This window comes from Aeromonas sp. S41-2 (assembly GCF_027705845.1).
GTDB classification, from domain to species: domain Bacteria; phylum Pseudomonadota; class Gammaproteobacteria; order Enterobacterales; family Aeromonadaceae; genus Aeromonas; species Aeromonas hydrophila.
Genome location: NZ_JAPDCG010000005.1, coordinates 12,670 through 35,365, shown reverse-complemented (window position 1 = coordinate 35,365; position 22,696 = coordinate 12,670). Strand labels below are relative to the sequence as shown.

Annotated in this window: 17 protein-coding genes; 5 read left to right on the top strand and 12 right to left on the bottom strand. The window is 64.4% G+C overall.

Annotated features, from left to right (window positions below; all coding sequences use genetic code 11):
- Positions 1 to 24 precede the first annotated feature (24 nt).
- The 4 genes from ygjK to OKC44_RS12940 form a co-directional block, all read right to left on the bottom strand.
- Positions 25 to 2,505: an alpha-glucosidase gene (gene ygjK / locus OKC44_RS12955; RefSeq protein ID WP_270813255.1), complete on the bottom strand. Its 2,481-nt coding sequence runs from the start codon at positions 2,503 to 2,505 to the stop codon at positions 25 to 27.
- Between the two features lie 184 nt (positions 2,506 to 2,689).
- On the bottom strand, positions 2,690 to 3,502 hold the full coding sequence (locus OKC44_RS12950; RefSeq protein WP_270813252.1) for a helix-turn-helix transcriptional regulator: 813 nt from the start codon (positions 3,500 to 3,502) through the stop codon (positions 2,690 to 2,692).
- A gap of 11 nt (positions 3,503 to 3,513) precedes the next feature.
- Positions 3,514 to 4,050: a YbhB/YbcL family Raf kinase inhibitor-like protein gene (locus tag OKC44_RS12945; RefSeq protein WP_270813251.1), complete on the bottom strand. Its 537-nt coding sequence runs from the start codon at positions 4,048 to 4,050 to the stop codon at positions 3,514 to 3,516.
- Between the two features lie 203 nt (positions 4,051 to 4,253).
- The gene (locus OKC44_RS12940) at positions 4,254 to 5,510 is read right to left on the bottom strand and encodes an adenylosuccinate synthetase (protein WP_270813249.1); all 1,257 of its coding nucleotides are present in this window, start codon (positions 5,508 to 5,510) and stop codon (positions 4,254 to 4,256) included.
- A 187-nt stretch (positions 5,511 to 5,697) separates the two neighbouring features.
- Between OKC44_RS12940 and OKC44_RS12935 the strand changes: the two genes are divergently transcribed.
- On the top strand, positions 5,698 to 6,606 hold the full coding sequence (locus OKC44_RS12935; protein WP_011706900.1) for a LysR family transcriptional regulator: 909 nt from the start codon (positions 5,698 to 5,700) through the stop codon (positions 6,604 to 6,606).
- Between the two features lie 70 nt (positions 6,607 to 6,676).
- Here OKC44_RS12935 and OKC44_RS12930 read toward each other — a convergent pair whose 3' ends face one another.
- Both OKC44_RS12930 and OKC44_RS12925 read right to left on the bottom strand, forming a co-directional pair.
- Positions 6,677 to 8,056, bottom strand: a complete 1,380-nt coding sequence (locus OKC44_RS12930) for a TAXI family TRAP transporter solute-binding subunit (RefSeq protein ID WP_270813247.1) — start codon at positions 8,054 to 8,056, stop codon at positions 6,677 to 6,679.
- Positions 8,057 to 8,318: 262 nt separating this feature from the next.
- The gene (locus OKC44_RS12925; protein ID WP_270813245.1) at positions 8,319 to 9,455 is read right to left on the bottom strand and encodes a MalY/PatB family protein; all 1,137 of its coding nucleotides are present in this window, start codon (positions 9,453 to 9,455) and stop codon (positions 8,319 to 8,321) included.
- Positions 9,456 to 9,616: 161 nt separating this feature from the next.
- Here OKC44_RS12925 and OKC44_RS12920 point away from each other — a divergent pair, with 161 nt between their 5' ends.
- Positions 9,617 to 10,789, top strand: a complete 1,173-nt coding sequence (locus OKC44_RS12920) for an MFS transporter (protein WP_005303290.1) — start codon at positions 9,617 to 9,619, stop codon at positions 10,787 to 10,789.
- 67 nt (positions 10,790 to 10,856) lie between these two features.
- Here OKC44_RS12920 and OKC44_RS12915 read toward each other — a convergent pair whose 3' ends face one another.
- Positions 10,857 to 11,741, bottom strand: coding sequence for a LysR family transcriptional regulator (locus OKC44_RS12915; protein ID WP_016351569.1), 885 nt, complete (start codon positions 11,739 to 11,741; stop codon positions 10,857 to 10,859).
- A gap of 99 nt (positions 11,742 to 11,840) precedes the next feature.
- Positions 11,841 to 12,596, bottom strand: a complete 756-nt coding sequence (locus OKC44_RS12910) for a YciK family oxidoreductase (RefSeq protein WP_016351568.1) — start codon at positions 12,594 to 12,596, stop codon at positions 11,841 to 11,843.
- Between the two features lie 233 nt (positions 12,597 to 12,829).
- Between OKC44_RS12910 and sohB the strand changes: the two genes are divergently transcribed.
- The gene (gene sohB, locus OKC44_RS12905; protein WP_042065667.1) at positions 12,830 to 13,837 is read left to right on the top strand and encodes a protease SohB; all 1,008 of its coding nucleotides are present in this window, start codon (positions 12,830 to 12,832) and stop codon (positions 13,835 to 13,837) included.
- An 87-nt stretch (positions 13,838 to 13,924) separates the two neighbouring features.
- Here sohB and astB read toward each other — a convergent pair whose 3' ends face one another.
- Positions 13,925 to 15,262: an N-succinylarginine dihydrolase gene (gene astB, locus OKC44_RS12900; RefSeq protein WP_270813242.1), complete on the bottom strand. Its 1,338-nt coding sequence runs from the start codon at positions 15,260 to 15,262 to the stop codon at positions 13,925 to 13,927.
- Between the two features lie 361 nt (positions 15,263 to 15,623).
- Between astB and topA the strand changes: the two genes are divergently transcribed.
- Positions 15,624 to 18,245 carry a type I DNA topoisomerase gene (gene topA / locus OKC44_RS12895; protein ID WP_118880722.1) on the top strand — a complete coding sequence of 874 codons (2,622 nt, stop codon included), beginning with the start codon at positions 15,624 to 15,626 and terminating at the stop codon, positions 18,243 to 18,245.
- A 114-nt stretch (positions 18,246 to 18,359) separates the two neighbouring features.
- Positions 18,360 to 18,527 (top strand): hypothetical protein, encoded by a 168-nt coding sequence (locus OKC44_RS12890; RefSeq protein WP_005303277.1) that lies wholly within the window; start codon positions 18,360 to 18,362, stop codon positions 18,525 to 18,527.
- A 15-nt stretch (positions 18,528 to 18,542) separates the two neighbouring features.
- On the opposite strand, the gene OKC44_RS12885 is transcribed toward OKC44_RS12890, so the two are convergent.
- The 3 genes from OKC44_RS12885 to OKC44_RS12875 all read right to left on the bottom strand — a co-directional run bounded on the left by OKC44_RS12885 (position 18,543) and on the right by OKC44_RS12875 (position 22,604).
- Positions 18,543 to 18,899 carry an MGMT family protein gene (locus OKC44_RS12885; protein WP_102988225.1) on the bottom strand — a complete coding sequence of 119 codons (357 nt, stop codon included), beginning with the start codon at positions 18,897 to 18,899 and terminating at the stop codon, positions 18,543 to 18,545.
- 67 nt (positions 18,900 to 18,966) lie between these two features.
- Positions 18,967 to 20,520, bottom strand: a complete 1,554-nt coding sequence (locus OKC44_RS12880) for a methyl-accepting chemotaxis protein (RefSeq protein WP_270813240.1) — start codon at positions 20,518 to 20,520, stop codon at positions 18,967 to 18,969.
- Between the two features lie 215 nt (positions 20,521 to 20,735).
- On the bottom strand, positions 20,736 to 22,604 hold the full coding sequence (locus OKC44_RS12875) for a beta-N-acetylhexosaminidase (RefSeq protein ID WP_270813239.1): 1,869 nt from the start codon (positions 22,602 to 22,604) through the stop codon (positions 20,736 to 20,738).
- Positions 22,605 to 22,696: the final 92 nt, after the last annotated feature.

Here is a 22,696-nt window from a genome sequence, read left to right as displayed (position 1 = left end):
TTGGCTTATTTCTGCTGATAGGGATCAGCCCTCGGTTTTCAGGAAGTTGCGATAGAGCATGTAGAGGTGGGCCGAGCTCCAGCTGAAGTTGCTGGCCCCCTGCATGGCGCCGGTCTCCGGGTTGTAGTTCTCGCGGATGGGGCCGCTGCCCGCCAGCCCCTCGGCGTTGGCAAACAGCTTGTTGACGAGCTGCTGGGCATCGCTGCGATAGCCGTAGTTCTCCAGCCCCTTCATCCCGAAGTAGAACTGATCCAGCCAGACCCGGCCGCGCCAGTAGATGTCGGGGTCGTAGGCCGGGTTGGTCAGCGCCGCCGTGCCGAGCGGCACCTTGGTGTTGAACTCCTGGGCATTGAGCATCACTTCGCGCACCCGCGCCGCCTTCTCCTTGTCTGCCACCTCGGCCCAGAGCGGGCTCCACCCTTCCGGGCCACGGCCGCGGGCGGTCAACAGCTTGCCGACGCAGCCGTTGGCGTCGGGCAGATCCCCCTGGGCTATCTGGCGGTCGTAATAGAAGCCGGAGGCCTCATCGAACAGGCAGCTGTTGATATAGCCGGCCAGCTGGGTCGCCCCTTCGCGATAGCGGCTCGCCTCGTCCGGCTTGCCGAGCAGCTCGGCCATGTCGGCCAGGATGCGTTTCTCCTTGGCGAGGAAGGCGTTGAGTTCCACCGACTCCTGATCGATGGAGAAGCCGATGAGGCTGCCGTCGTCCTGGTGGTTTTCGAAGAAGAAGACGTTCCAGTCCTGGCGCGCCTTGGCCATGTCGCCGCCATAGGTCTTGTCGGCATAGCGCTTGAGCTGCTCCGGTTCGATAAAGCCGAAGCGGGCGGCGTTGTCCATGCCGGACTCCCAGCCGGCCCCGTGCTGGGCGCCGATATCCATGTCGGCGTAGCCGCCAACGCTCAATACCTGCTGATAGAGCGCCATGCCGGCGCAGCCATACCAGCCATCTCCCTCATTGGTACAGCTCGACAGATCCAGCCCGGCCGGTGCCCCCGTCGGGTACTGCACCTTGAAGGTGATGTTGCCGAACTCGTCGTTGTGCTCGACGTGGCGGGTGGCGCCGTATTCGATGATGCCGTTGCGGTTGTTGTCCCGCGCCCGATACCACCAGTCGTGATAGGCCTGGATCTTCGGATACATCTCGGCGATGAAGGCCTTGTCCTGGGTGGCGCTGTAGATCTCCCAGATGGCCCAGGCGGAGAGGGGCGGCTTGGTATCGCGCTCGTTCCAGTTGCCACCGTCGCCGCCGCGATCGGCGAGCTTGTTGTAGAAGACGGCGTCGATCACCATGCCGGCATCCTGCGGCCGGACCGGGTCATCGGCCTGGATCTGGTAGTCATACATGGCGCGCACGTTGTTCTTGGCTACCTCGGGGTTGAAGTGGGCCATGGCGTAGGCGTGCTTCCAGCTGTCCCAAGCCCAGACCCCGTCGAACCAGCGAGCGGTGTTGGAGGGGGTCACCCCGTCGTGCAGGATGGCGCCGGCCGGTGAGCGCCAGTTGCCGTTGAGGGTCTCCATCGCCTTGACCGCGATGCGCCGCTCCGATTCCGGGATCCCCTGATTGGAGAGGCCGCGCGCCAGGTAATCCTCCCAGCGGCGGATGGAGTCGTCGAAATGGCTGGCGGGGTCGGCCAGCAGCGCCTGGCGGCTCTGCTCGAAACGACTCGCTTCAGCACTGCTGTGGACATAGCTCTGCAGGGTGTAGATATCCTGCTGGCCCTTGGCGGCCAGGGTGAGGCTGGCCTCGCTCACGTAGCCGAGCCCCTGTTCGTCGAGGGTGGTGCGACTGGGCAGGGTGCGATCGATGCGGTAGCTGGCGCTGCCGCTTTGCATGATGTTCCAGGTGCTGCGCAGTTTGCCGAACTGGAATGCCACGCCGCGCTCGGTCTGGCTGATGGTGCGGGTCCAGGCGGGGTACTGCTCGGCGACCGTCTTGTTGGCATCCCACTGGTTGAGCAGCTCCCCCTGCCAGTTGAGCTTGAGGGGGAGGGGGGCGTCAGTGTGGTTGATGAGGCGGGTGCGAACCAGCGCAGTGCGGGCATCGCCATAGCGCAGCTCCAGCTCCAGGGTGAAGGGGTCAAATTCGAAGCGCTGCACCAGCGCCCCCGGGATGGCGTACAGCGCCTGCTTGCTGGCGCTGGTGAGCGGGAAGGCGCGGCCGCTCTCGTCGCTCAGGGTCAGCTTGTCCAATTCGCTTGCGAAGAACAGGCTGTACTCCTCGGCGATGACCATGGGGCCGGTAAAGCCGCCCCATTCGCTGTCGCTGGCGGGCAGCAGGAAGCCGTGCCAGGCGCCGAGATCGAGCAGCGGGTTGTATTTGAGGTTGGAGTAGCTGTCAAAGTCACGGAACTGGAGCGGGGTGCCGCTGCGGTCGATCACGTTCTGATACTGGTTCGCCAGGGTGGCGCTGGGGGCGGCTGGGCTGCTGGAGTCATTGCCGTTGCAGGCAGTGAGGCCGAACAGGGCGACGCTCAGGGTAACGGATAGTAAACTTTTACGAAACATCTCTCGCTCCAATGACAGTTTTTGTAGGTTAAGGAAGGTGTTTTTTAGTGTTTGTTTTAGTGAAATCGTTTGCGAGAGCCATTATAGGGTGATTTTGACGGGATTATTGGCGCTGCGTCACAGTGCAGGAGGGGCTGGTGTGAGCCGGATCACCCGGTTACACGAGGTTACATAATTCGATATTTTAGTAACTATTTACTTGTCTGGCGGCAGTCAGCGAGAGGGAGGAGGGGCAGGTACGCAGGTATTGATAGGGGGTCAGGCCGAACTCCTGCTTGAAGCGGGCGGCAAAGCGGCTGGGGGAGTCGTAGCCACAGGCGAGGGCCGTCTCCAGCGGCGCCAGCCCCTGCTGTAGCAGGGTGAGGGCGTGGCTCATGCGCACCTGGGTCAGCAGCTGGCGAAAGCTGCGCCCCTCGGCGGCCAGCTTGCGCGCCATGGAGGCGCGGCTCATGGCGAAGTGCGGTGCGACCCCCTCCAGGGTGTGATCGGCGCCCGGCTCCACCCCAAGGTAGCGGGCCAGCCGCTCGCCGAGGGTCATGGCATGGGCGGGAAACAGCAGGTCGAGCCCGCCGGCGGCCTGCAGCTCGGCATAGAAGCCCTGCAGCAGCTGGGCCTGGGTGGCCTCATGGAGTCGCTGATCCGCCATGGAGCAGACCAGCTCGAAACAGAAAGCCAGCGCCGGACTGACCGTCAGGCGCGGCTCCCTGAGCGGGCCGGCCTGGGCGGCGCCGAGCCATTCGACGGGGGGCGGGGTCAGCAGGGTCAGCGCGCGGGAGCGAAACTTGCCCTGCTCCGGCTGGTTGACGAAGGTGAGCTGGTGACCGGCCGGGATCAGCAGCCAGCTCGCCTGATCGAATGCCAGGCGCTTCTCCTGCCACCACAACTGCTTGTGACCCTGCTCCACCCAGATGATGGTGGGGGCGTAGATGAGCACCCGGTGCAGCGGCTGCTGGCGGATCCCGAGATAGTGGTGCAGTTGCAGCAGCGGCGTGCTCATCCGGCTGGCTCCTAGGGGGTGACGAAGGTGGCGGTCAGGGTGGCCTTGCCAAGGACCATGCTGTTGAGCATGTAGCCTACCATGGCGGGCGGGGTGTCTGCCTTCACCTCCAGGGCCTGGGGCAGGGCCCAGGCGGTGAACTGGTAGCGGTGCATGCCGTGGCCGGCGGGCGGGCAGGGGCCGCCGTAACCCTGGCTGCCGAAGTCGGTCTTAAGCTCCAGCCCCTGCTTGAGCTTGCCGGAGGCGTTGCTCGGCAGCTCGCTCTGACTGGCCGGCAGGTTCACCACCAGCCAGTGCCACCAGCCGCTGCCGGTGGGGGCATCGGGGTCATAGGCGGTGATGGCGACACTCTTGGTGCCGGCAGGCAGGTCCTGCCAGCTCAGCTGGGGCGAGCGGTTGTCACCGCTGCAGCCAAAGCCGTTGAAGCTGAAGGTCTTGTCCATCAGCTGGCCTTCGTGGATGTCGCTGCTCTTTAGGGTCATGGCACTGGTGGGCAGGGCCGCCACGCACAGCAGGGAGAGCAGGGTGGTACGCTTGGCAATCTTCATGGTGAGGCTCCTCGGTGGATGATGGGATCAGTCTAGCGAAGAGGGGGAGAAGGTGAGTGACCCAACAGCTCAAAGTGGCCTGCTTGCTGCCATGATATGAGTCGTTGTGTTAATTGCTTTGAAAGCGGGTGGCGCGCCCGGGCATAAAAAAACCGGCATCTTGGATGCCGGTTTTTTACTGTGCTGACAGCTGATCGCGCGACTTAGCGCAGGATCATCTCGTCACGGCCCGGGCCGACGGAGACCATCGGCACCGGTACGCCCAGCAGCTCTTCGATGCGCAGTACGTACTGCTGAGCCGCTTTGGGCAGCTCGGCGAAGGTACGGCAGCCGGTGATGTCTTCGTTCCAGCTTTCCATCACTTCGTAAACCGGCTTCAGACCGGCAGTTTGCGGCCAGATCGGGTTCTCGGTGTGGGCACCTTCGTAGGCGACGCAGATCTTCAGATCCGGCAGACCGGTCAGGCAGTCCAGCTTGGTCAGCGCCACTTCGTTGGCAGCCTGCAGCTCGACACCGTTCTTGGTGGCGACGGCATCGAAGTAGCCGACATCGCGGGGACGACCGGTGGTGGCGCCGAACTCGTTGGCGATCTTGCGGAACTCGTCCTGGTTCTCCATGGCGGTCAGCAGGGTGCCGGTACCGACGGAGGTGCTGAACGCCTTGGCGACGGCGATGATGCGCTCGGGACGCAGACCCGGCAGGCCGCCACCGATGCCGGCATAGGCGCCGGACACGTGGGAGGAGGTCACCCAGGGGTATTCGCCGTAGATGAGGTCACGGCCGGCGCCCAGCTGGGCTTCGAACAGCAGGGTCTTGCCTTCGGCCTGCAGCGCTTTGAGCGGCATGCTGACGTTGCAGACGGAGTCGATCCAGGGTGCGGACACTTCCAGCAGCCAGTCGGCCATCTCCTGGGCGGTCTGGTTGAATTCGAAGGTCGGGTAGAGCGCTTTAAGTTGCGGCAGTTTCCAGTCGAGGAAGAATTGAATGCGCTCGACCAGTACTTCCGGCTGCTTCAGCCAGCCCACCAGGATCGCTTTCTTCATGACGCGATCGCCATAGGCGGGAGCGATGCCCTGACGGGTGGAACCGTAGGCGCCGTCGCCCAGGCGCTGCTCTTCCAGGGTATCTTCCATGGCGTGCAGCGGCAGGCAGAGGGTGGCGCGATCAGAGATGGCCAGCTTGGGAGTGACGCCGGAGGCTTTCACTTCGTCCAGCTCAACGGTCAGTTTCTCGGGGCTGATCACCATGCCAGGGCCGAGCACGACCAGGCAATCCGGGTTGAATACACCGCTCGGAACCTGGTGCAGCTTGAAGGTGCCAAGGTCGTTGACGACGGTATGGCCGGCGTTGTTGCCGCCCTGGAAGCGAATGCTGGCGCCTGCTTGGCCTGCCAGATAATCCACGATACGGCCTTTGCCTTCATCACCCCAGTTGGCACCTACGACTACGATAGACGACATGACTCTTTCTCCTAAGACGTTAGGCGATCATCCTAGGAGGCTCAGGAGGATTAGAAAAATTAATTATCTTTATAATTCCGATAAGAGAGTCATATAATTGCGGTGAATTTATCGGCAAACCGCCCCGCTGCCGTGCCTATGTCCCCCTCAGGGGCCAGTGCGGCCGTGGCGGCACAAGAGGATCCCCATGCTGGATATTCACTGGCTGCACACCTTCGTCACCCTGGCCCGGCTGCAGCACTTCGGCCAGACCGCCACCGAACTGCACATGACCCAGCCCAATGTGAGCCTGCACCTCAAGAATCTGGAGCAGGCTACCCGGGTCAAACTCATCGAGCGCAGCCCGTTTCGGCTGACCCAGGCCGGCGAGCGGCTGCTGCAAAGCGCCGAGCGCGCCATCGCTGAGCTGCAGCTCTGCCAGTCCGATCTCAACGCCCTCAACCAGCTGAGCCAGGGAACGCTGGCCATCGCCGCCAGCGACATCATCTCGCGCCTGCTGCTCATTCAGCCCTTTCAGCGCTTCAAACAGGAGTTCCCCGGCATCGACCTCACCCTGTTCAACACCACTTCGGATCAGGCGGCGGAGCTGGTCAAGGCGGGCAAGGCGGATCTGGGCTTCGTGATGGCGCAAAAGCGCAGCGAGCCGCTGTTCTACACCGAGCTGCAGCAGGTGACCTGGTGCGCGCTGGGCCACGGCCTCGCTCGTTGGCAGGCGCGGGCGAAGGCGGGGGAGAGCGATCCCCTCGACGAGCCGACCCTGATCCTGCTGGGCCACGACACCCGCACCCGGGCGCTCATCGACCCCTCTTTGCCGCTGCTCGGTCTGCCCAGCTGCCGCATCATGGAGGTGGGCAGCGTGGACGCCCAGCTCGACTGGGCCGAGGCGGGTTTCGGGGTGGCCATAGTGCCGGACTTCTCCATTCACCCGCGGCTCAAGCTGACCGCCCCGGTGACCCGGCTCACCGACTTTCCCGGCACCAGCTTGGGGTACGTGGTGCGCCAGAACCAGGTGCTGTCGCGGGCCATCAAGCAACTTTTGCACTGGGTGGAGCAGGAGATCCAGCGCCCGCAGCCGTTGCCGGACGCCAGGGCTTGAGCCCACCCAATATCGAAACAAAAAGAGGCCACCCTTGGGTGGCCTCTGTCGTTGTGGCTGTTTGGCGGTCTTACTGGGCTGGCACGCCGTCCCCGGTCGGTGAGGCGGCGCTTGGTGCGGCCGTTGCTGGCTCAGAGGGCTCTGGCGAGGCGGGTTGTTCCCCGCTCATCACGGCAGAGGGGCTTGGTGTGGCCGTGCCCGTCAGCTTGCCGCCCTGCTCCACGGCGGCCCCTTCGAGCACGCTACTGGCGCCCGGCTGGGTAGTTGTGGCTGCCGAGGGGGTCGGCAGCAGGGCGCCAGGGGTCTGCCCGGACGAGGGGGCGGGCGCGCCTTCCGGGGAGGGGGCGCCCGTCTCGCCGGCAGGTTGCTTCGCGTCCTCACCGGCGGGGCGTTCCACTTCGGTGGGCTGCGCCGCTGAGGTTGCCAGGGCCTCCGAGGTGGCTGGAGCCGGGCTTAGGGCTTCGGGCAGCAGGGCAGGGGCGGGCGGGGCATCCGCCATGCCGGCGTGGCGCGGTACTTCCGCCTCCGCCTGCATTCCCTCCAGGGTGAGGGCGGTGAGGGCCGGATGGAGGCGGGTGAACTGCTTGAGTCGCCCGCTTAGCACGTCGCGCACGGTGCGCACTTCGCCCTCTGGCAGGCTGGCCAGCGCCACCAGCTCGGCGGTGACGGCGAAGGTGTTGACGCCGCTCGGCTGGCCCGGGTAGAGGTTGGCGCCGATGCGGCTGCGCTGATAGTAGGGATGCTGTTTGAGCAGCGCGTCGACCTGCTCCCCTTCGATGGGGATGAGGCGCGCCTTGCAGCGGCCGGTGAGATCGCCGATGGCCTGGTTGGGGTGGCCCGCTACCACGAAGGCGGCGTCCAGGGTGCCGTCACAGAGCCCCTCCAGCCGGTTGTTGGCCGCGGCGGGGATGACGGGGGCAAAGCTCTTGGCCTGCCAGCCCATGGCATCGAGCAGGGCCTGGCTGGTGATGTGCTCGCCGGAGCCCGGGTTGCCCAGATCGACCCGCTTGCCCTCGATGTCGGCCAGGGTGTTGATGCTGCTGTTGGTGCTGGCGAGCAGGGTCAGCGACTCCTGATGAAGCCGATAGAGGCTGCGCAGCTGGTCGTCGGGCGCCTGACCCATGAAGGGGCCGGTGCTGTGGGCGGCGTGGTGCACCACATCGGACTGCACCAGCGCCAGCTGCACTTTCCCTTGATGCAGCGCCTTCAGGTTGGCAAGGGAGCCGGAGGTGCTCTGCACCGAGCAGTGCAGGCCATGGCTGGCCGTCTCTTGATTGAGCAGCCGGCAAATGGCGCCACCGGTCGGGTAGTAGACGCCGTTGAGTGGGCCTGTGCCGATGGTGAGATAGGCAGGCGTGGCTGCCTGCAGGGGCAGCGCCAGGGCCGCTGCCAGCCAGGGCAGGGTGCGGCGAAGCAGAGTCGGCAGAGGGTGCAAGGCTGGTTGGGGCATAGTGAACCGGATCAATGGCTGATAAAAGGGATGGGGCTGGCCCATCCCGGTTGGCATTCGGCCGCGCCAGCTGCTGGCGGCGGCACTGCACCGTATTCGGCGCCATCGACATCCCGGGTTGCGGGGCCGTGGCGGCATGTTGCCAAAATATACCCTATTGCGATCGGATACGGATCTGGCTGACTTCAATATATTGCGGGGCCGGCTGCTGCCGGCCCCGCCACTGCCCATAGGGTGAGGCCATGAGGGAGAACGCGCGTGATCAGCGCGCCAGAATGGCCTTCTCCATGCGGGCCAGCGCCTCGACGAGGCGGGCCCGGGTGCAGCCGAAGTTGAGCCGCACGAACTGGCCGTCACCAAACTGGGCACCGGGGGAGAGCCCCACCCCGGCCTGCTCGAAGAAGGCGATGGGGTCGTCCAGCCCGAGCGCGCTCATGTCGATCCAGGCGAGGTAGGTGGCCTGGTGGCGCGCCAGCTCGATGCCGGGCCAGCGGGCGACTGCCTGCTCGATCAGGGACAGGTTGGCGGCCAGGTAGTCGAGCTGTTCGCTGAGCCACTGCTCGCCGCCTTCGTAGGCCGCCTCTGCCGCCACGAAGCCCAGCAGGTTGACGTCGGCACTGATGCCGCGCATCGCCTGCTGCAGCTTGAGGCGCAGACGGGCATTGGGCACCACCGCGAAGGAGCAGCAGAGCCCGGCGATATTGAAGGTCTTGCTCGGGGCCATCATCACCGCCGAGCGCTGGGCCGCCGCCGGGCTGATGGCGCCGTAGGGGATGTGGCGGGCGTCCTTGTCCAGCAGCAGGTCGCAGTGAATTTCATCGGAGCAGATCACCAGATTGTGGCGCTCGGCGATGGCGTCGATGGCGAGCAGCTCCTCGCGGGTGAACACGGTGCCGCCCGGGTTGTGCGGGTTGCACAGCAGCAGCAGATCTGCCGCCGGCGCCTGGCGCTCCAGCTCCTCGATATCCAGCACCCAGCGACCGGCCTCTTCCACCATGGGCACGGTGAGCAGCGGCCGGTCGTTGAAGCCCGGCGCCTGCAGGAAGGGGTAGTAGACCGGCTTGGGAGTGATGATGCCACGGCCGTGCTGGCTCCAGGCCTTGCAGGCGAGGTTGAGACCGGGCACCACGCCGGGCAGGAAGACGATCCACTCGGGCTGGATGGTCCAGCCATAGCGGCTGGCCAGCCGCGCGATAATGAGTTCGATCAGCCGGGGAGAGGGGCGCGAGTAGCCGAAGATGCCGTGAGCGACCCGTTGGGTGAGGGCCTCGATGACGGCAGGGGGGGAGACGAAGTCGGTGTCGGCAACCCACATGGGCAGCACGTCCTGTCCCTTGTACTTGTCCCATTTCAGGCTCATGGTGCCGCTGCGATCTATTTCCCGGTCAAAATCAAACATGTGAAATCCTTATGCTGGCCAGTGGGCTTTCACTGTACGGGGTCGGGGACGGGGTCGCAAGCCTTGAGGTGGCTCTTGATAATGACATAAAATAAGCGACGCCATTTCATGCACTTGCCGAATTTTGGCCAGTTTTCTTCCCTCCAATCAGTGGTAATTCTATGCGCTTGCTGACCGCCGCTCGCAACAGGACGGACCCCGTCTCTCTCTCTTTTCTGGCCGTGACCTTTATGACCGGGGTGGCGGTGGCACTGCAGGTGCCCACCTTGAGCCTGTTCCTGGCCGAGGAGGTGCAGGTGCGTCCCTTCCTGGTGGGGCTCTTCTATACCGTCAACGCGGTGATCGGCATCCTGATCAGCCAGTGGCTCGGCCATCGCTCCGACAACAAGGGGGATCGCAAGCGGCTGATCCTGCGCTGCTGTTTCGCCGGCGTGGTGCTCTCCCTGCTGTTCGCCTGGAACCGGCAGTACTGGTTGCTGGTGAGCTTGGGGGTGTTGCTGGCGAGCCTGGCCGCCACCGCCAGTCCCCAGCTGTTCGCGCTGGCGCGTGAATACGCCGACAGCCGCAACAAGCGGGCCGACATGTTCAGCTCGGTGCTGCGGGCCCAGTTCTCGCTGGCCTGGGTGATAGGGCCGCCCATCGCCTTCGCGCTGGCCATCGGCTACGGCTTTGAGGTGATGTACCTCGCCTCCGCAGTGGCCTATCTGCTCTGCGCCTTCGTGGTGTGGCGCTGGCTGCCCTCGCTGCCGCTGCCGGTGATGGACAGCGAGGTGGAGCGGGTCAGCAGCTGGCGGGATCCGTCGGTGCGGGCGCTCTTCATCGCCTCCACCCTGATGTGGACCTGCAACAGCATGTACCTCATCAACATGCCGCTCTACATCACCCGCGAGCTGGGGCTGGAGGAGAAGCTGGCCGGGGTGCTGATGGGCACGGCGGCGGCTCTCGAGATCCCCTTCATGCTGCTGGCGGGCCACTACACCCAGCGCTTTGGCAAGCGCCCCATGATGCTGCTGGCGGTGCTGGCCGGAGTCGGCTTCTACGTGGGGCTGGTGACCCTGTCGAGCCAGCATGCCCTCATTGCGCTGCAACTGCTCAACGCCATCTTCATCGGCATCGTCGCCGGCATCGGCATGTCCTACTTCCAGGATCTGATGCCGGGTCGCGCCGGGGTGGCGACCACCCTGTTCGCCAACAGCATCCGTACCGGCTCCATCATGGCGGGGGCGATCGCCGGGACTGTGGCGGAGATCTGGAGCTTCCACGGGGTCTTCATGGTGGCCATGGGCTTGGCGCTGCTGGCGCTGGCCGCCTGCTGGCGGGTGCCGAACGTCTGAAAGCGGAGGGGTTGAGGGGGCGAGCGGGTCGGCCCGCCTCACTGTCTGATGGCGGCGGGGAGGCGCTCTAGCGGTCGTTGTCGTTCTGGTATTCGTTGCGCAGGCAGCGCAGCAGCAGCTCGGTGGCCGGGCCCAGCGCATCGGCCGACGGAGTCAGCAGATAGGTATAGAGGTGGCGCTCGTTGCCGCTCGCCAGATCCAGCGGTACCAGGGCGCCGCTTGTCAGCTCTTCCTGCACCAGGTGGCGCGGCAGCCAGGCATAGCCGAGGCCGAGCTTGAGCATGGCGATCACCTCGTGGTAGTGGGTCGCCTTCCAGCCGGTGTCGTCCGCGTCGTTCCAGTCTACCGAGCGGTGAATGGGGGGATGCAGGCTGATCTGGTTGTGGCTGGCCAGCTCCTCGGCGGCGATGGCGCCGCCTTGAGTGGCGAGCGGGTGCTCGGCCGAGCAGAGCGGCAGCAGGCACACCTCGTCCAGCGGCAGGCCGGTGCGATCGTGGGGCAGGTGTTCGGAGAGCATCAGATCCCCCACCTGCAGGGCGTTGAAGTGGCAGTGGATGCGCTCGTGCAGATTGACCCGGCAGCCCCGGCTGCGGGGATAGAAGTTGGCCAGCGCCCGATAGAGTCGCTCGCGCGGCTGCAGCACCGACACATAGAGGTTGATCTGCGGCTCCCACTGCCGCTCCAGGTTGTTGGCCAGGTTCTCCAGCTCTTCCACCTGCTGGCTGAGCTGACGGGCCCGCTTGAGGAAGATCTCCCCCGCCGGCGTCAATACCGCCTTGCGCCCTCTCACCTCCAGCAGAGCCACACCCAGACTCTGCTGCAGCTTGGCTACCGCATGATTGAGAGAGGATTGGCTCTTGTTCAGTGCCTCGGCGGCCTGGGCGTAGCCGCCACAGTCCACCACGGCCTGAAAGATCCGCCATTGCTCAAACGTGCTCTTGGGACGAAACATATCTCAACCTGATAAGGGAGCGGATGTTGCAACAGGGTGCCGACGGCACCCTATTGAATGTAACCCCATGCGGAGCAGGGTTGCGGTTATTTTGTTGATTTATTTGGGCTGGGCCACAAAGGTCTGGCCGGTTTTGCCCCGGCTGTCCGCGCCCATCAGATAGAGATAGAGCGGCATCAGGTCGGCGGGGGTCTTGAGGTTCATCGGATCTTCGGCCGGGAAGGCGCTGGCCCGCATCTTGGTGCGGGTGCCGCCCGGGTTGAGGGTATTGACCCGCACACCGGTATTTTCCAGCTCGTCCGCCAGCACTTCCATCATGCCTTCGATGGCGAACTTGGAGATGGCATAGGTGCCCCAGTAGGCGCGGCCCTTGCGGCCCACGCTAGAGGAGGTGTAGACGATGGAGGCATCGCCCTGCTCCTTGGCGGTCTGGCGGATGAGCGGCAGCAGCGCCTGGGTCAGCAGGAATTCGGATTTGACGTTGACCTGCATCACTTCGTCCCACTCCTGCTCCTGGATGTGTTCGAACGGTGACAGGGTGCCGAGCAGGCCGGCGTTGAACAGCACGCCGTCGAGGCGGCCGAACTGCTGGGCGAAGGTCTCGGCCATGCCAAGGTAGTGGCTCTTGGTCGCCCCCTTCAGATCCACCGGCACGATAGCGGGCAGCGGATGGCCGGCGGCCTCAATCTGGTCGTAGACCGCCTCCAGCTTGGCGCTGGTGCGGCCGAGCAGGATCACGGTGGCGCCGTGGGCCGCATAGGTGAGCGCCGCTTCGCGGCCGATGCCGTCACCGGCACCCGTGACCAGAATGACCTTGTCCTTGAGCAGATCCCGGGGGGCCTGATAGTTGAACATGACAACTCCTGTTAACAATTCGTGGCAGATGCGCGCGGCAAATAGAGGGGCAAGTGTACTGATCCCGCACGGCGTTTGACCAGTATGAGATGGCAAAAATGTGAATAAATCAGAGGGGTTGTGATTGTCGATTGGCATTTTTGACGGGTTGACGCAGAGTTTTTGCGCACACCGGGCAAACTCCCTAGAATGTGAAAAAATCGTCCCCCCGGGGCACACCAGTGGAGCATCAAGTGGCATTTTTGACCGAATACGGCCTGTTCCTGGCCAAGACCCTCACCCTACTGCTCGCCATCGGCGCCGTCATCCTGATGGTGGTGAGCAGCCGTCAGCCCAAATCCCGCAAGGGGGAGCTGGTGGTGACCGATCTCTCCAGCGAGCTGGAGCAGGGACGTCACCAGTTGCAGGCCGCGCTGGCCGGCAAGGCGGAGCGCAAGCAGCTGGAGAAGGCGCGCAAGGCCGAGCACAAGGCGCGGGCCAAGAGCGAAGATGCGCGCAGCCGGCTGTTCGTCATCGATTTTCACGGCAGCATGGATGCCAAGGAGGTGGCCTCCCTGCGTGAAGAGGTGAGCGCCGTGATAGGGGTGGCCCAGCCGGGCGACGAGGTGCTGCTGCGGCTCGAATCCGGCGGTGGCGTGGTGCACGGCTACGGCCTAGCTGCCTCCCAGCTGCAGCGGCTGCGGGATCGTGACATCAAGCTGACCGTGGCCATCGACAAGGTGGCGGCGAGCGGCGGCTACATGATGGCCTGCGTGGCGGATCAGATCCTGGCGGCGCCGTTTGCCATTGTCGGCTCCATCGGGGTGATCGCCCAGCTGCCGAACTTCAACAAGCTGCTCAAAAAGCACGACATCGAGTTCGAGATGCACACCGCCGGCCAGTACAAGCGCACCATCACCATGTTCGGCGAGAACGACGATCAGGGGCGCGAGAAGTTTCGCGAGGAGCTGGGTGCCATCCACGAGCGCTTCAAGGCATTCGTGGCCGAGCACAGACCCAACCTCGACATCGACAGCGTCACCACCGGCGAGCACTGGCTGGCGAGCCAGGCCAAGCAGCTCGGGCTGGTGGACAGCCTCTGCACCAGCGATGACTATCTGCTGGCCCAGGCCAGCCAGCACAAGGTGGTCGGCATTCGCTACAGCAAGCCAAAAAGCCTGACCCAGAAGCTCGGTCAGCAGGCCGCCGTGGCGCTGGAGTCTGGTCTTGGTCGGCTGTGGCAGCAGGGCCCCTGGCGCTGAGTTAGGGCAACGTAAAATCAAATCAAAAAAGCCGGGCACTTGCCCGGCTTTTTTGATGGGGTCGGCGCTGCAGGCCGATGGCGCGTCTCAGCGCTGGAACGGGTAGACGGAGCCGAGTTTGAGGATCTGGGTCAGCTCGTCCAGCGCGGTGCGGGACTCCATGACCAGCGCCGGATCCCGCAGGTCGTCCAGCGCCAGGCTGTCGCGGTAGTGGCGATCAACCCAGCCATCAAGGCGGGCAAACTGGCTGTCGGTGATGAGGCAGGCCGGGTTGACCGCAGCGAGCTCGGTGTCGTTCATCGCCACCCGCAGCCGCAGGCAGGCGGGGCCGCCACCGTTGCGCATGCTCTGCTTCACGTCCATGTAGTGCACCCCCTTGATCGGGGTACCCAGGGTCACCAGCTTGGCCAGATAGGTGGATACCGCCGGGTTGTCGCGACATTCGGTGGGGGCGATGATCGCCATCTCGCCGGACGGCAGGGTGAGGATCTGGGTGTTGAACAGATAGGACTTCACCGCATCCTGCACCGACACTTCGGCAGTCGGCACCTCGATGAAGTGCAGCTCGCCGTCGCCGAACTTGGTGCGCACCTCGGCCAGCGCCGAGGCGGTATTGAGAAACGCCTGCTGGTGGAAGAACAGCACGTTCTGGTTGCCCACCGCGATCACGTCGTTGTGGAACACTCCCTGATCGATGACATCCGGGTTCTGCTGGATGAAGACCGCGCTCTCGTCCCCCAGGCCGTGCAGGCGGGCGATGGCCTGGCTCGCTTCCAGGGTCTGGCGGGCCGGGTAGCGTTTGGGGGCAGGCTGGGAGACGTCGAAGGCGCTGCGGCCATAGACGAACAGCTCGACCCCGGACTCGCCGTAGGCGCGGCACAGCCGGGTGTGGTTGGCGGCCCCCTCGTCACCGAAGTGGTCGTTCTCCGGCAGGTGCTGATGGTGATAGAAGTGGCGGTCGTTGTTGAACACGGCGCGCAGGATGCGACCGGTCACCTCGGGCTCGAGGGAGCGGTGAAACTTGTTAGTCAGGTTGGCGGGGGTGAAGTGGATGCGGCCATCCTGGGTATCGGCACTCGGGGAGACGGTGGCGGCGTTGGCGGTCCACATGCTGGAGGCCGAATAGCAGGCGGCCAGCACGGCGGGGGCCTGCTTGGCGGCCTGGGCCAGCACGCTGGCATCGTTGCCGGTGAAGCCGAGGCGGCGCAGGGTGGCGAGATCCGGTCGCTCCTGCGGGGCCAGCACTCCCTGGGTCATGCCGAGCTCGGTCAGTGCCTTCATCTTGCGCAGACCCTGCTTGGCCGCCTCCTTCGGATTGGACGCCTCCTTGGCATTGTTCTGGGAGGCGACGTTGCCATAGGACAAGCCGGCATAGTTGTGAGTCGGGCCGACCAGGCCGTCGAAGTTGACCTCGAAGTGCTTCATTGAGTACATCCTTTCGATTTTTATATGGGTAGCGGTTCCTTCCGCGCACAATGCTGCGGGATGCAGCCATTATAAGGAGATTTTGTCTTTTGTAACAAGCTGATAACGAAACTGGTTTGTTATGTTACAAGAGCGGTTGGTTATGTCGTTTCAAATATAAAAAGAGGGTGGATATAGCATAAAAATAAAAAAGCGGTTGCTTCCCGCGGCTCGGCTTCGCATTAATAAATAAAGAAACAAAGTGGTTCGGGCTGCCGGGCAAATTTGCTCACAAGATTGCTTTTTCCCGTCAAATCTCTTATACAGCCCCACAAAACCGCACACCAACCCCGTCGGGTGCAATGAGGATAATAGTTACAGCATGGGCAAATCACTGGTCATAGTGGAGTCTCCGGCCAAGGCCAAGACCATCAACAAATATTTGGGCAAGGACTACGTGGTGAAATCCAGCGTCGGTCACGTGCGCGATCTGCCCACCAGCGGCAGCGCCAGCAACGAGCCCAAAAAACCTGTCATTCGCGGCATCAAGCTGAGCGAAGCAGAGAAGGCTGCCAAGGATCGCAATGCCCTGTTCTCACGGATGGGGATCAATCCGACCGCAGGCTGGCAGGCCAACTACCAGATTTTGCCCGGCAAGGAAAAAGTGGTCAGCGAGTTGCAGAGTCTGGCCGAGAAGGCCGACACCATCTATCTCGCAACCGACTTGGATAGAGAGGGAGAAGCGATCGCCTGGCACCTGCGCGAGATCATCGGCGGCGACGACAGCCGCTACAAGCGCGTGGTGTTCAACGAGATCACCAAGACCGCCATCCAGGAGGCGTTTGCCCAGCCATCCGAGCTGAACATTCACCGCGTCAACGCCCAGCAGGCCCGTCGTTTCCTCGACCGGGTGGTGGGCTACATGGTCTCCCCGCTGCTCTGGAAGAAGCTGGCCCGCGGCCTCTCCGCCGGTCGGGTACAGTCGGTCGCGGTGCGCCTCATCGTCGATAAAGAGCGCGAGATCAAGGCGTTCGTGCCGGTCGAGTTCTGGGATCTCAACGCCGATCTGCTGACCGCCGACAAGAGCGATCTGCGGATGGAAGTGGTCAGCCGCAACGGCGCCGACTTCAAGCCGGTGACCCAGGCCGAGACCTTCGCCGCCGTGGCCGCCCTGGAAGGGGTCGACTACAAGGTGGTGAACCGGGAAGACAAGCCGACCGGCTCCAAGCCGTCCGCCCCCTTCATCACTTCTACCCTGCAGCAGGCAGCCTCCACCCGGCTGAGCTTCGGGGTCAAGAAGACCATGATGATGGCCCAGCGTCTCTATGAAGCGGGTTACATCACCTATATGCGTACCGACTCCACCAACCTCAGCAAGGAGGCGGTCGAGGCGGTGCGGGAATACATCGGCGAGCAGTATGGCGCCGCCTACCTGCCGAGCGATCCGAACCTGTACGGCGCCAAGGCCAATGCCCAGGAGGCGCACGAGGCGATCCGCCCCTCCAGCGTGCTGGTGACCGCCGAGATGCTGGAAGGGATGGAGCCGGACGCCATGCGGCTGTATGACCTCATCTGGCGTCAGTTTGTCGCCTGTCAGATGACGCCGGCCCAGTACGACTCCTCCACCCTGACCGTCAAGGCAGGCGAGTTCGAGCTCAAGGCGCGCGGTCGTACCCTGCGTTTCGCCGGTTGGACCAAGGCGCTGCCGCCCATGGGCCGCAAGGGCGAAGACAGCCAGCTGCCGGCGGTGACCGTCGGCGAGATCCTCAAACTCGTCAAGCTGGATCCGCGCCAGCACTTCACCAAGCCGCCCGCCCGCTTTACCGAAGCGGCGCTGGTACGCGAGCTGGAGAAGCGCGGCATCGGCCGTCCGTCTACCTACGCTTCCATCATCTCCACCATCGTCGACCGTGGTTATGTGCGGGTCGAGAGCCGCCGTTTCTTCGCCGAGAAGATGGGTGAGATCGTCACCGACCGGCTGGTGGAGAACTTCGTCGAGCTGATGAACTACGAGTTCACCGCCAAGATGGAAGACAAGCTCGATGGCATCGCCGAAGGGAGCCTGGAGTGGAAGAAGGTGCTGGATGCCTTCTACGCCGAGTTCACCCAGGAGCTGGAGAAAGCGGACAAGGCGCCGGAAGAGGGGGGCATGCGTGCCAACCAGATGGTGCTGACCGACATCGACTGCCCGGATTGTGGCCGCAAGATGGGTATCCGTACCGCCACCACCGGGGTGTTCCTCGGCTGTTCCGGCTACGCTCTGCCGCCCAAAGAGCGCTGCAAGAAGACCATCAACCTGGTCTCCGCCGACGAGTTCGTCTCCGCCACCGACGGTGAAGAGGCCGAAACCGAGGCGCTGCGTGCCAAGCACCGCTGCACCATTTGCGGCACCGCCATGGATGCCTACATCATCGACGACAGCCGCAAGCTGCATGTCTGTGGTCGCAACCCGGATTGCGATGGCTACGAAATCGAAAAAGGCCAGTTCAAGCTCAAGGGCTACGAAGGGCCGAGCATCGAGTGCGACCGCTGCGGATCCGAGATGCAGCTCAAGAACGGCCGCTTCGGCAAGTACATGGGGTGCACCAACGACACCTGCAAGAACACCCGCAAGATCCTGAAAAACGGTGATATCGCGCCGCCGAAGGAAGACCCGGTCCCGCTGCCGGAGCTCAAGTGCACCCAGTCCGACGCCCACTTCGTGCTGCGTGACGGGGCGGCCGGCCTGTTCCTGGCCGCCAGCAACTTCCCGAAATCCCGCGAGACCCGTGCGCCGCTGGTGGAAGAGCTCAAGCGCTTCAAGGAGCGTCTGTCGCCTAAGCACCAGTATCTGGCCGATGCCCCGGCGTCAGATCCTGACGGAAACCCCGCCATCGTGCGCTTCAGTCGCAAGACCAAGGAGCAGTACGTGATGACCGAGGTCAACGGCAAGGCGACCGGCTGGACGGCGCACTACGACAACGGCAAGTGGCAGGAGAGCCTGGCCAAGTCGAAGAAGGCGTGATTGCGCGCAGTTCACACTCTGATGAAAGAGGCCCCTTGCAGGGGCCTTTTTGTTTTCGGATGGCGGTATACTGAAACCGCTGCAAGGATGACAGCGCTGGACACGGAGGTTGTGATGGAGATTAACGAGATCCGGCCGGGAATGACCTGTCTGACCCGGGAAGGAACCGCCTATGTGCTGGAAGTAGACAAGCAGAGTCTGCTGGTGCTGCTGCAGCGGGAGTACGAAACCATCCCGGTGCAGGTGCGCAGCGACGAGATCCTGGCCCCCATCACCCGGTGAGGTGGGCCGTCATCGTCAAAAGGGCAGGAGAAACAGCAGCTCGGCGAGGTCGGGCTGCCACTGCCACTCTCGCATCCTGACCCGCCCGCCAATCACGGGCACCCCCTCTTCCTGCAGCAATCCCGCCTGTTTCTCAAAGCCTGCCGACCCCTTGGGCAGTGAAATGGTGCCCGCCGCGCCCAGTACCCGGTGCCAGGGCAGCACCTTATCGGTCTCCCGCAGCACCTTGCCCACCAGCCTGGCTCGACCGGGCAGCCCCGCCAAATCCGCCACCTGGCCGTAACTCACCACGCGACCAGCCGGGATCAGGGCGAGGATCGCCTCGATGCGGGCAACCTTGTTCAGCGGGGCAGGGGTCGATTCCATTCTCATCCGGATCACTCGTCAATAACGACAGAAGCGCCATTGTGGCGCTTCTGTCGGGTGGCTGGCAAATGGGTCAGCCGAAGGTCTGGCTGAGCCCCTTGAGCTGCTTGGCCCGCTCCAGCAGCTCCTGACTGGAGTCGTCGACCTCCTGCATCTTCTGGCTGTTGGCGTGGGAGTACTCGGAGATCTGGTTGATGCTGCGGCTGATGTCCTCCACCACCGTCTGCTGCTGCTCGGCGGCGGCGGCGATCTGGGTGGAGAACTCGGTGACCAGCTCGATCTCCTGAAGCACGGTATGCAGGCTGCTGGAGCCCTGGCGGGTCATTTCGGCGCATTCGCGGGTCTGCTGCAGGTTCTCCTGCATCATCCCCTTCCAGCGGCCCAGGGTGTGCTGGATCTGCTGGATGCTGCCCTGGATCTGCTCGGTCGCCTTGTGGGTACGGGTCGACAGGGTCCGCACCTCGTCGGCCACCACCGCGAAGCCGCGCCCCTGCTCGCCGGCCCGGGCCGCCTCGATGGCGGCGTTCAGCGCCAACAGGTTGGTCTGGTCGGCGATGCCCTGGATCTCCCCCATCACGCTGCCGATCCGCTCCGACTCGCTGGCCAGCTCCACCGCCGAGTTGAAGGCCTGCTCCGCCTGTCTGGCGAGCTGCTCGATGCGCTGCTCGGTCTGGGCCAGCTGCTTGTCCGTGTGCTGGCAGCGGCTGCGCGCCTCGCTGACCTGACCGTTGGAGTCCTGGATGTTGCGGGCAATCTCGTGGGCCGTGCTGGCCATCTGGGTCATGGCGGCGGCCATCTGCTGGGTCTGGGCATCCTGCTCGTTGATGTCGAGGCAGGCCTGATGGGAGGCCTGTTTCAGGTTGGTGGCCAGGGTCTGCAGCGGATTGGTCGCATCGTTGACCCGGCCCAGCACGGTGCGGATGCGGGCCTGCAGCATCTTGATGTGAAAGTCGGCGATGGCGCCGGGGGCGTCCCCGGAGTAGACCAGCCGGGTCAGGCTGTCGTATTCGCGACCGAGCTGCTGCAGATAGAGCGGCAGGGCGAAGAGCTCGCGCCAGTAGGCGCCGCCGATGAGCAACAGGGGCAGCAGCATCAGCAGGGCTGTCGTCGGGCCCTGACTGCTGGCGGCCCAGCCCAGCAGGCCGAGCAGCAACAACGCGAGCACCGGCAGGCGGGCACGGGCGAGAGAGGGGAGGCGGCGGCTGGTGCCGCGCTCCGCCTTGAGCAGGGCCTGGTAGGTCTGGCTGGCGATGCGCTTGAGCTGGGGATCCGGCTTGCAGCGCACCGACTGGTAGCCGCTGATCCGGTTGCCCTCGTAGATGGGGGTCACATAGGCATCGACCCAGTAGTAGCAGCCATCCTTGCAGCGGTTCTTCACCATGCCGCGCCAGGGTTTGCCCTCCTTGAGGCGGGCCCAGAGATCGGCGAAGGCGGCCTTGGGCATGTCGGGGTGGCGTACCAGGTTGTGATTGTGGCCGACCAGCTCCTCGACGGGGTAGCCGGCGATGCGGCAGAAGGCTGGGTTGGCGTAGGTGATCACCCCGCGCAGATCCGTGGTGGAAACCAGTTGTTCGTCGGCAGGAAACTCCACTTCGCTGTCCAGGGTATGGACGTCTCTGCGGGCCATAGGAATACGCTCCGATGTTCTTGTTGATAACTTTGTCGTTGTTATTGTGGCAGATCTGGAGGTGGCTGCAGGCTCGTGCCAGCAGGCGGCAGACCGGCTTCATAGGGGGCTGAATTTTGCCAACAATGACGGATGAATGGTAGGGGCAAGTTGATGTTTTGTTGGCGAATCGTAAAAAAAGGCGGCCATCGGGCCGCCAAGGAAAAAAGATAACACTACCTCTGTGGTACCCGGTAACGCACCTGAAGCTGGTCGAGGATCTGCAGCTGGCCCGGCAGACGGGCGGCGAAGTGCTCCCACGCCTTGCGGGCGGGGTCGCTCCAGGCCACCTCGGCGGTCGCCAGCATGCGCGGGAACAACATATAGTCGAGGCGATCGCGAGAGGTGATCAGCTCCGACCATAAGGGGCTCAGCACCCCCAGGATGTTATCGTTGGCATGGAAATCGGCTGGGGCCGGGTCACATGCGTAGACCTGCGCCAGATTGAGGGTGCCCGCCCAGTAGAGGCCGGGTTCATGGATGTCCTGGCTCCAGGCCAGATCCAGATAGAGGTGCTGGGCCGGTGCCATCACCACCGGATAACCCGCCGTCGCGGCGTCGAGCCCGGCCTGGAAGCTGGTCCAGGCGAAGATGGTGGCGTCCCGGCTCACCTTGTCACCGAGCAAAATCTCCTCCCAGCCCAGCATCCGCTTGCCCTTGCCGGCCAGGTACTGCTGACAGTGGCGCAGCAGGTGGCCCTGCAGCTCGCGGCAATCCTGATACCCCTGCTGCTTCATCAGCTGCTGGCAGGCGGGGCTGTCGGTCCAGACCCCGGCGGGCACCTCGTCCCCCCCCATGTGCACCAGCGGCCCCGGGAACAGTTCGCACACCTCGTCCATCACGGCTTCCAGGAAGCGGTAGGTGCCGGGCAGCGCCGGGTTGAGCACGTTGTCGTCAAAATATTGCACCGACAGGTAGCGGGAGCGGTCGGCCTCCTCCACCAGCAGTTCGGGCAGCGCCTTGATGGCGGCGTGGCAGTGACCCGGGATGTCAATTTCCGGAATGATGGTGATGCCGAGCCCGGCGCCGTAGGCCACCAGCTCGCGCACCTCGCTCTGGGTGTAGTAACCGCCGTAGGGCTCGGGGCCGCCGCTCAGCTGGGGCCCCACCGGCAGGGCGTGGCCGCGCCAGGCAGCCAGCTCGGTCAGCTGGGGGAAGGCCTTGATCTCGAGTCGCCACCCCTCGTCATCGGTGAGGTGCCAGTGGAAGCGGTTGAACTTGTAGAGACTCATCAGCCTGAGCAGGCGCTTGAGGGTGGCGAGGGAGTGAAAGTGGCGGGCACAGTCGAGAAAGATGCCGCGAAAACCGAAGCGCGGTGCATCGCTGAGCTCGATGCAGGGCAGGCTCTCTCCGTGCTGCAGATACCACTGGGCCAGGCTGACGAGGCCGTGGCGCCAGCCCGCCTCGCCGCTGGCGGCAATCACTATCTCCTCCGGGGTGATGGTCAGCCGGTAGGCCTCCGGGCCCAGACCGCTTTCAACCAGCCGGATCTCGGCGTCGTGATCCTGCGCCAGCGCGAGCCCGGTCAGCTCGTTGAAGTGGGCCAGCAGCGGGCCGAGCAGGGGGCTCGGGCCGCTGACGTGGGCGCGCTCCGCCAGCCGGAAGTTGCCCTCCAGCAGCAACAGCCGATCCGGCTGGGGCACGATGCCGGCGAGGGGCTCCACCTCGGGCAGATCCGGCGTCGCAGTGGCGGATTGCGGCAGGCCCAGCTCCTCGCCGGTCAGCGCCACCGGCATCAGCTGGGGGCCGCCGCTGGCCTGGGGCAGGCTCAAGAAGAAGCCGCGCGGCATGTCGGAGAGGCGCTTGATGGGGGTGTTGCGACAGCAGAAGCACAGCTCGCTGGCCCCCGTTTGCGGGATCAAGACCTTGTAGCTGCCGCTCTGGCGCTCCAGCTCCCCCCCCTCTACCGAGCCGGGGTCGATGTGGCGGGCCAGGCAGAAGTGGAGTTTCCAGGGGGCATCCGGTAGCTGGCTCAGGCTGAAACGAAACCAGACGTCATCGCCGTCGCGTCGGTCGACCTGGGTGTGGATCAGGGGTGCAGACATGAAAATTCCTCTGATGGAGTGAAGGGGACGAACAGCCAGACAGCGTCCTTGTGGTATTGATCAACCCCGGCCGGGAGCCGAAGGGCTGACAT

Bases quoted from the DNA above. Each gene is read 5' to 3' on its own strand.
- ygjK (WP_270813255.1), bottom strand. From the start codon at position 2,505: ATGTTTCGTAAAAGTTTACTATCCGTTACCCTGAGCGTCGCCCTGTTC.
- OKC44_RS12950 (WP_270813252.1), bottom strand. From the start codon at position 3,502: ATGAGCACGCCGCTGCTGCAACTGCACCACTATCTCGGGATCCGCCAG.
- OKC44_RS12945 (WP_270813251.1), bottom strand. From the start codon at position 4,050: ATGAAGATTGCCAAGCGTACCACCCTGCTCTCCCTGCTGTGCGTGGCG.
- OKC44_RS12940 (WP_270813249.1), bottom strand. From the start codon at position 5,510: ATGTCGTCTATCGTAGTCGTAGGTGCCAACTGGGGTGATGAAGGCAAA.
- OKC44_RS12935 (WP_011706900.1), top strand. From the start codon at position 5,698: ATGCTGGATATTCACTGGCTGCACACCTTCGTCACCCTGGCCCGGCTG.
- OKC44_RS12930 (WP_270813247.1), bottom strand. From the start codon at position 8,056: ATGCCCCAACCAGCCTTGCACCCTCTGCCGACTCTGCTTCGCCGCACC.
- OKC44_RS12925 (WP_270813245.1), bottom strand. From the start codon at position 9,455: ATGTTTGATTTTGACCGGGAAATAGATCGCAGCGGCACCATGAGCCTG.
- OKC44_RS12920 (WP_005303290.1), top strand. From the start codon at position 9,617: ATGCGCTTGCTGACCGCCGCTCGCAACAGGACGGACCCCGTCTCTCTC.
- OKC44_RS12915 (WP_016351569.1), bottom strand. From the start codon at position 11,741: ATGTTTCGTCCCAAGAGCACGTTTGAGCAATGGCGGATCTTTCAGGCC.
- OKC44_RS12910 (WP_016351568.1), bottom strand. From the start codon at position 12,596: ATGTTCAACTATCAGGCCCCCCGGGATCTGCTCAAGGACAAGGTCATT.
- astB (WP_270813242.1), bottom strand. From the start codon at position 15,262: ATGAAGCACTTCGAGGTCAACTTCGACGGCCTGGTCGGCCCGACTCAC.
- topA (WP_118880722.1), top strand. From the start codon at position 15,624: ATGGGCAAATCACTGGTCATAGTGGAGTCTCCGGCCAAGGCCAAGACC.
- OKC44_RS12890 (WP_005303277.1), top strand. From the start codon at position 18,360: ATGGAGATTAACGAGATCCGGCCGGGAATGACCTGTCTGACCCGGGAA.
- OKC44_RS12885 (WP_102988225.1), bottom strand. From the start codon at position 18,899: ATGAGAATGGAATCGACCCCTGCCCCGCTGAACAAGGTTGCCCGCATC.
- OKC44_RS12880 (WP_270813240.1), bottom strand. From the start codon at position 20,520: ATGGCCCGCAGAGACGTCCATACCCTGGACAGCGAAGTGGAGTTTCCT.
- OKC44_RS12875 (WP_270813239.1), bottom strand. From the start codon at position 22,604: ATGTCTGCACCCCTGATCCACACCCAGGTCGACCGACGCGACGGCGAT.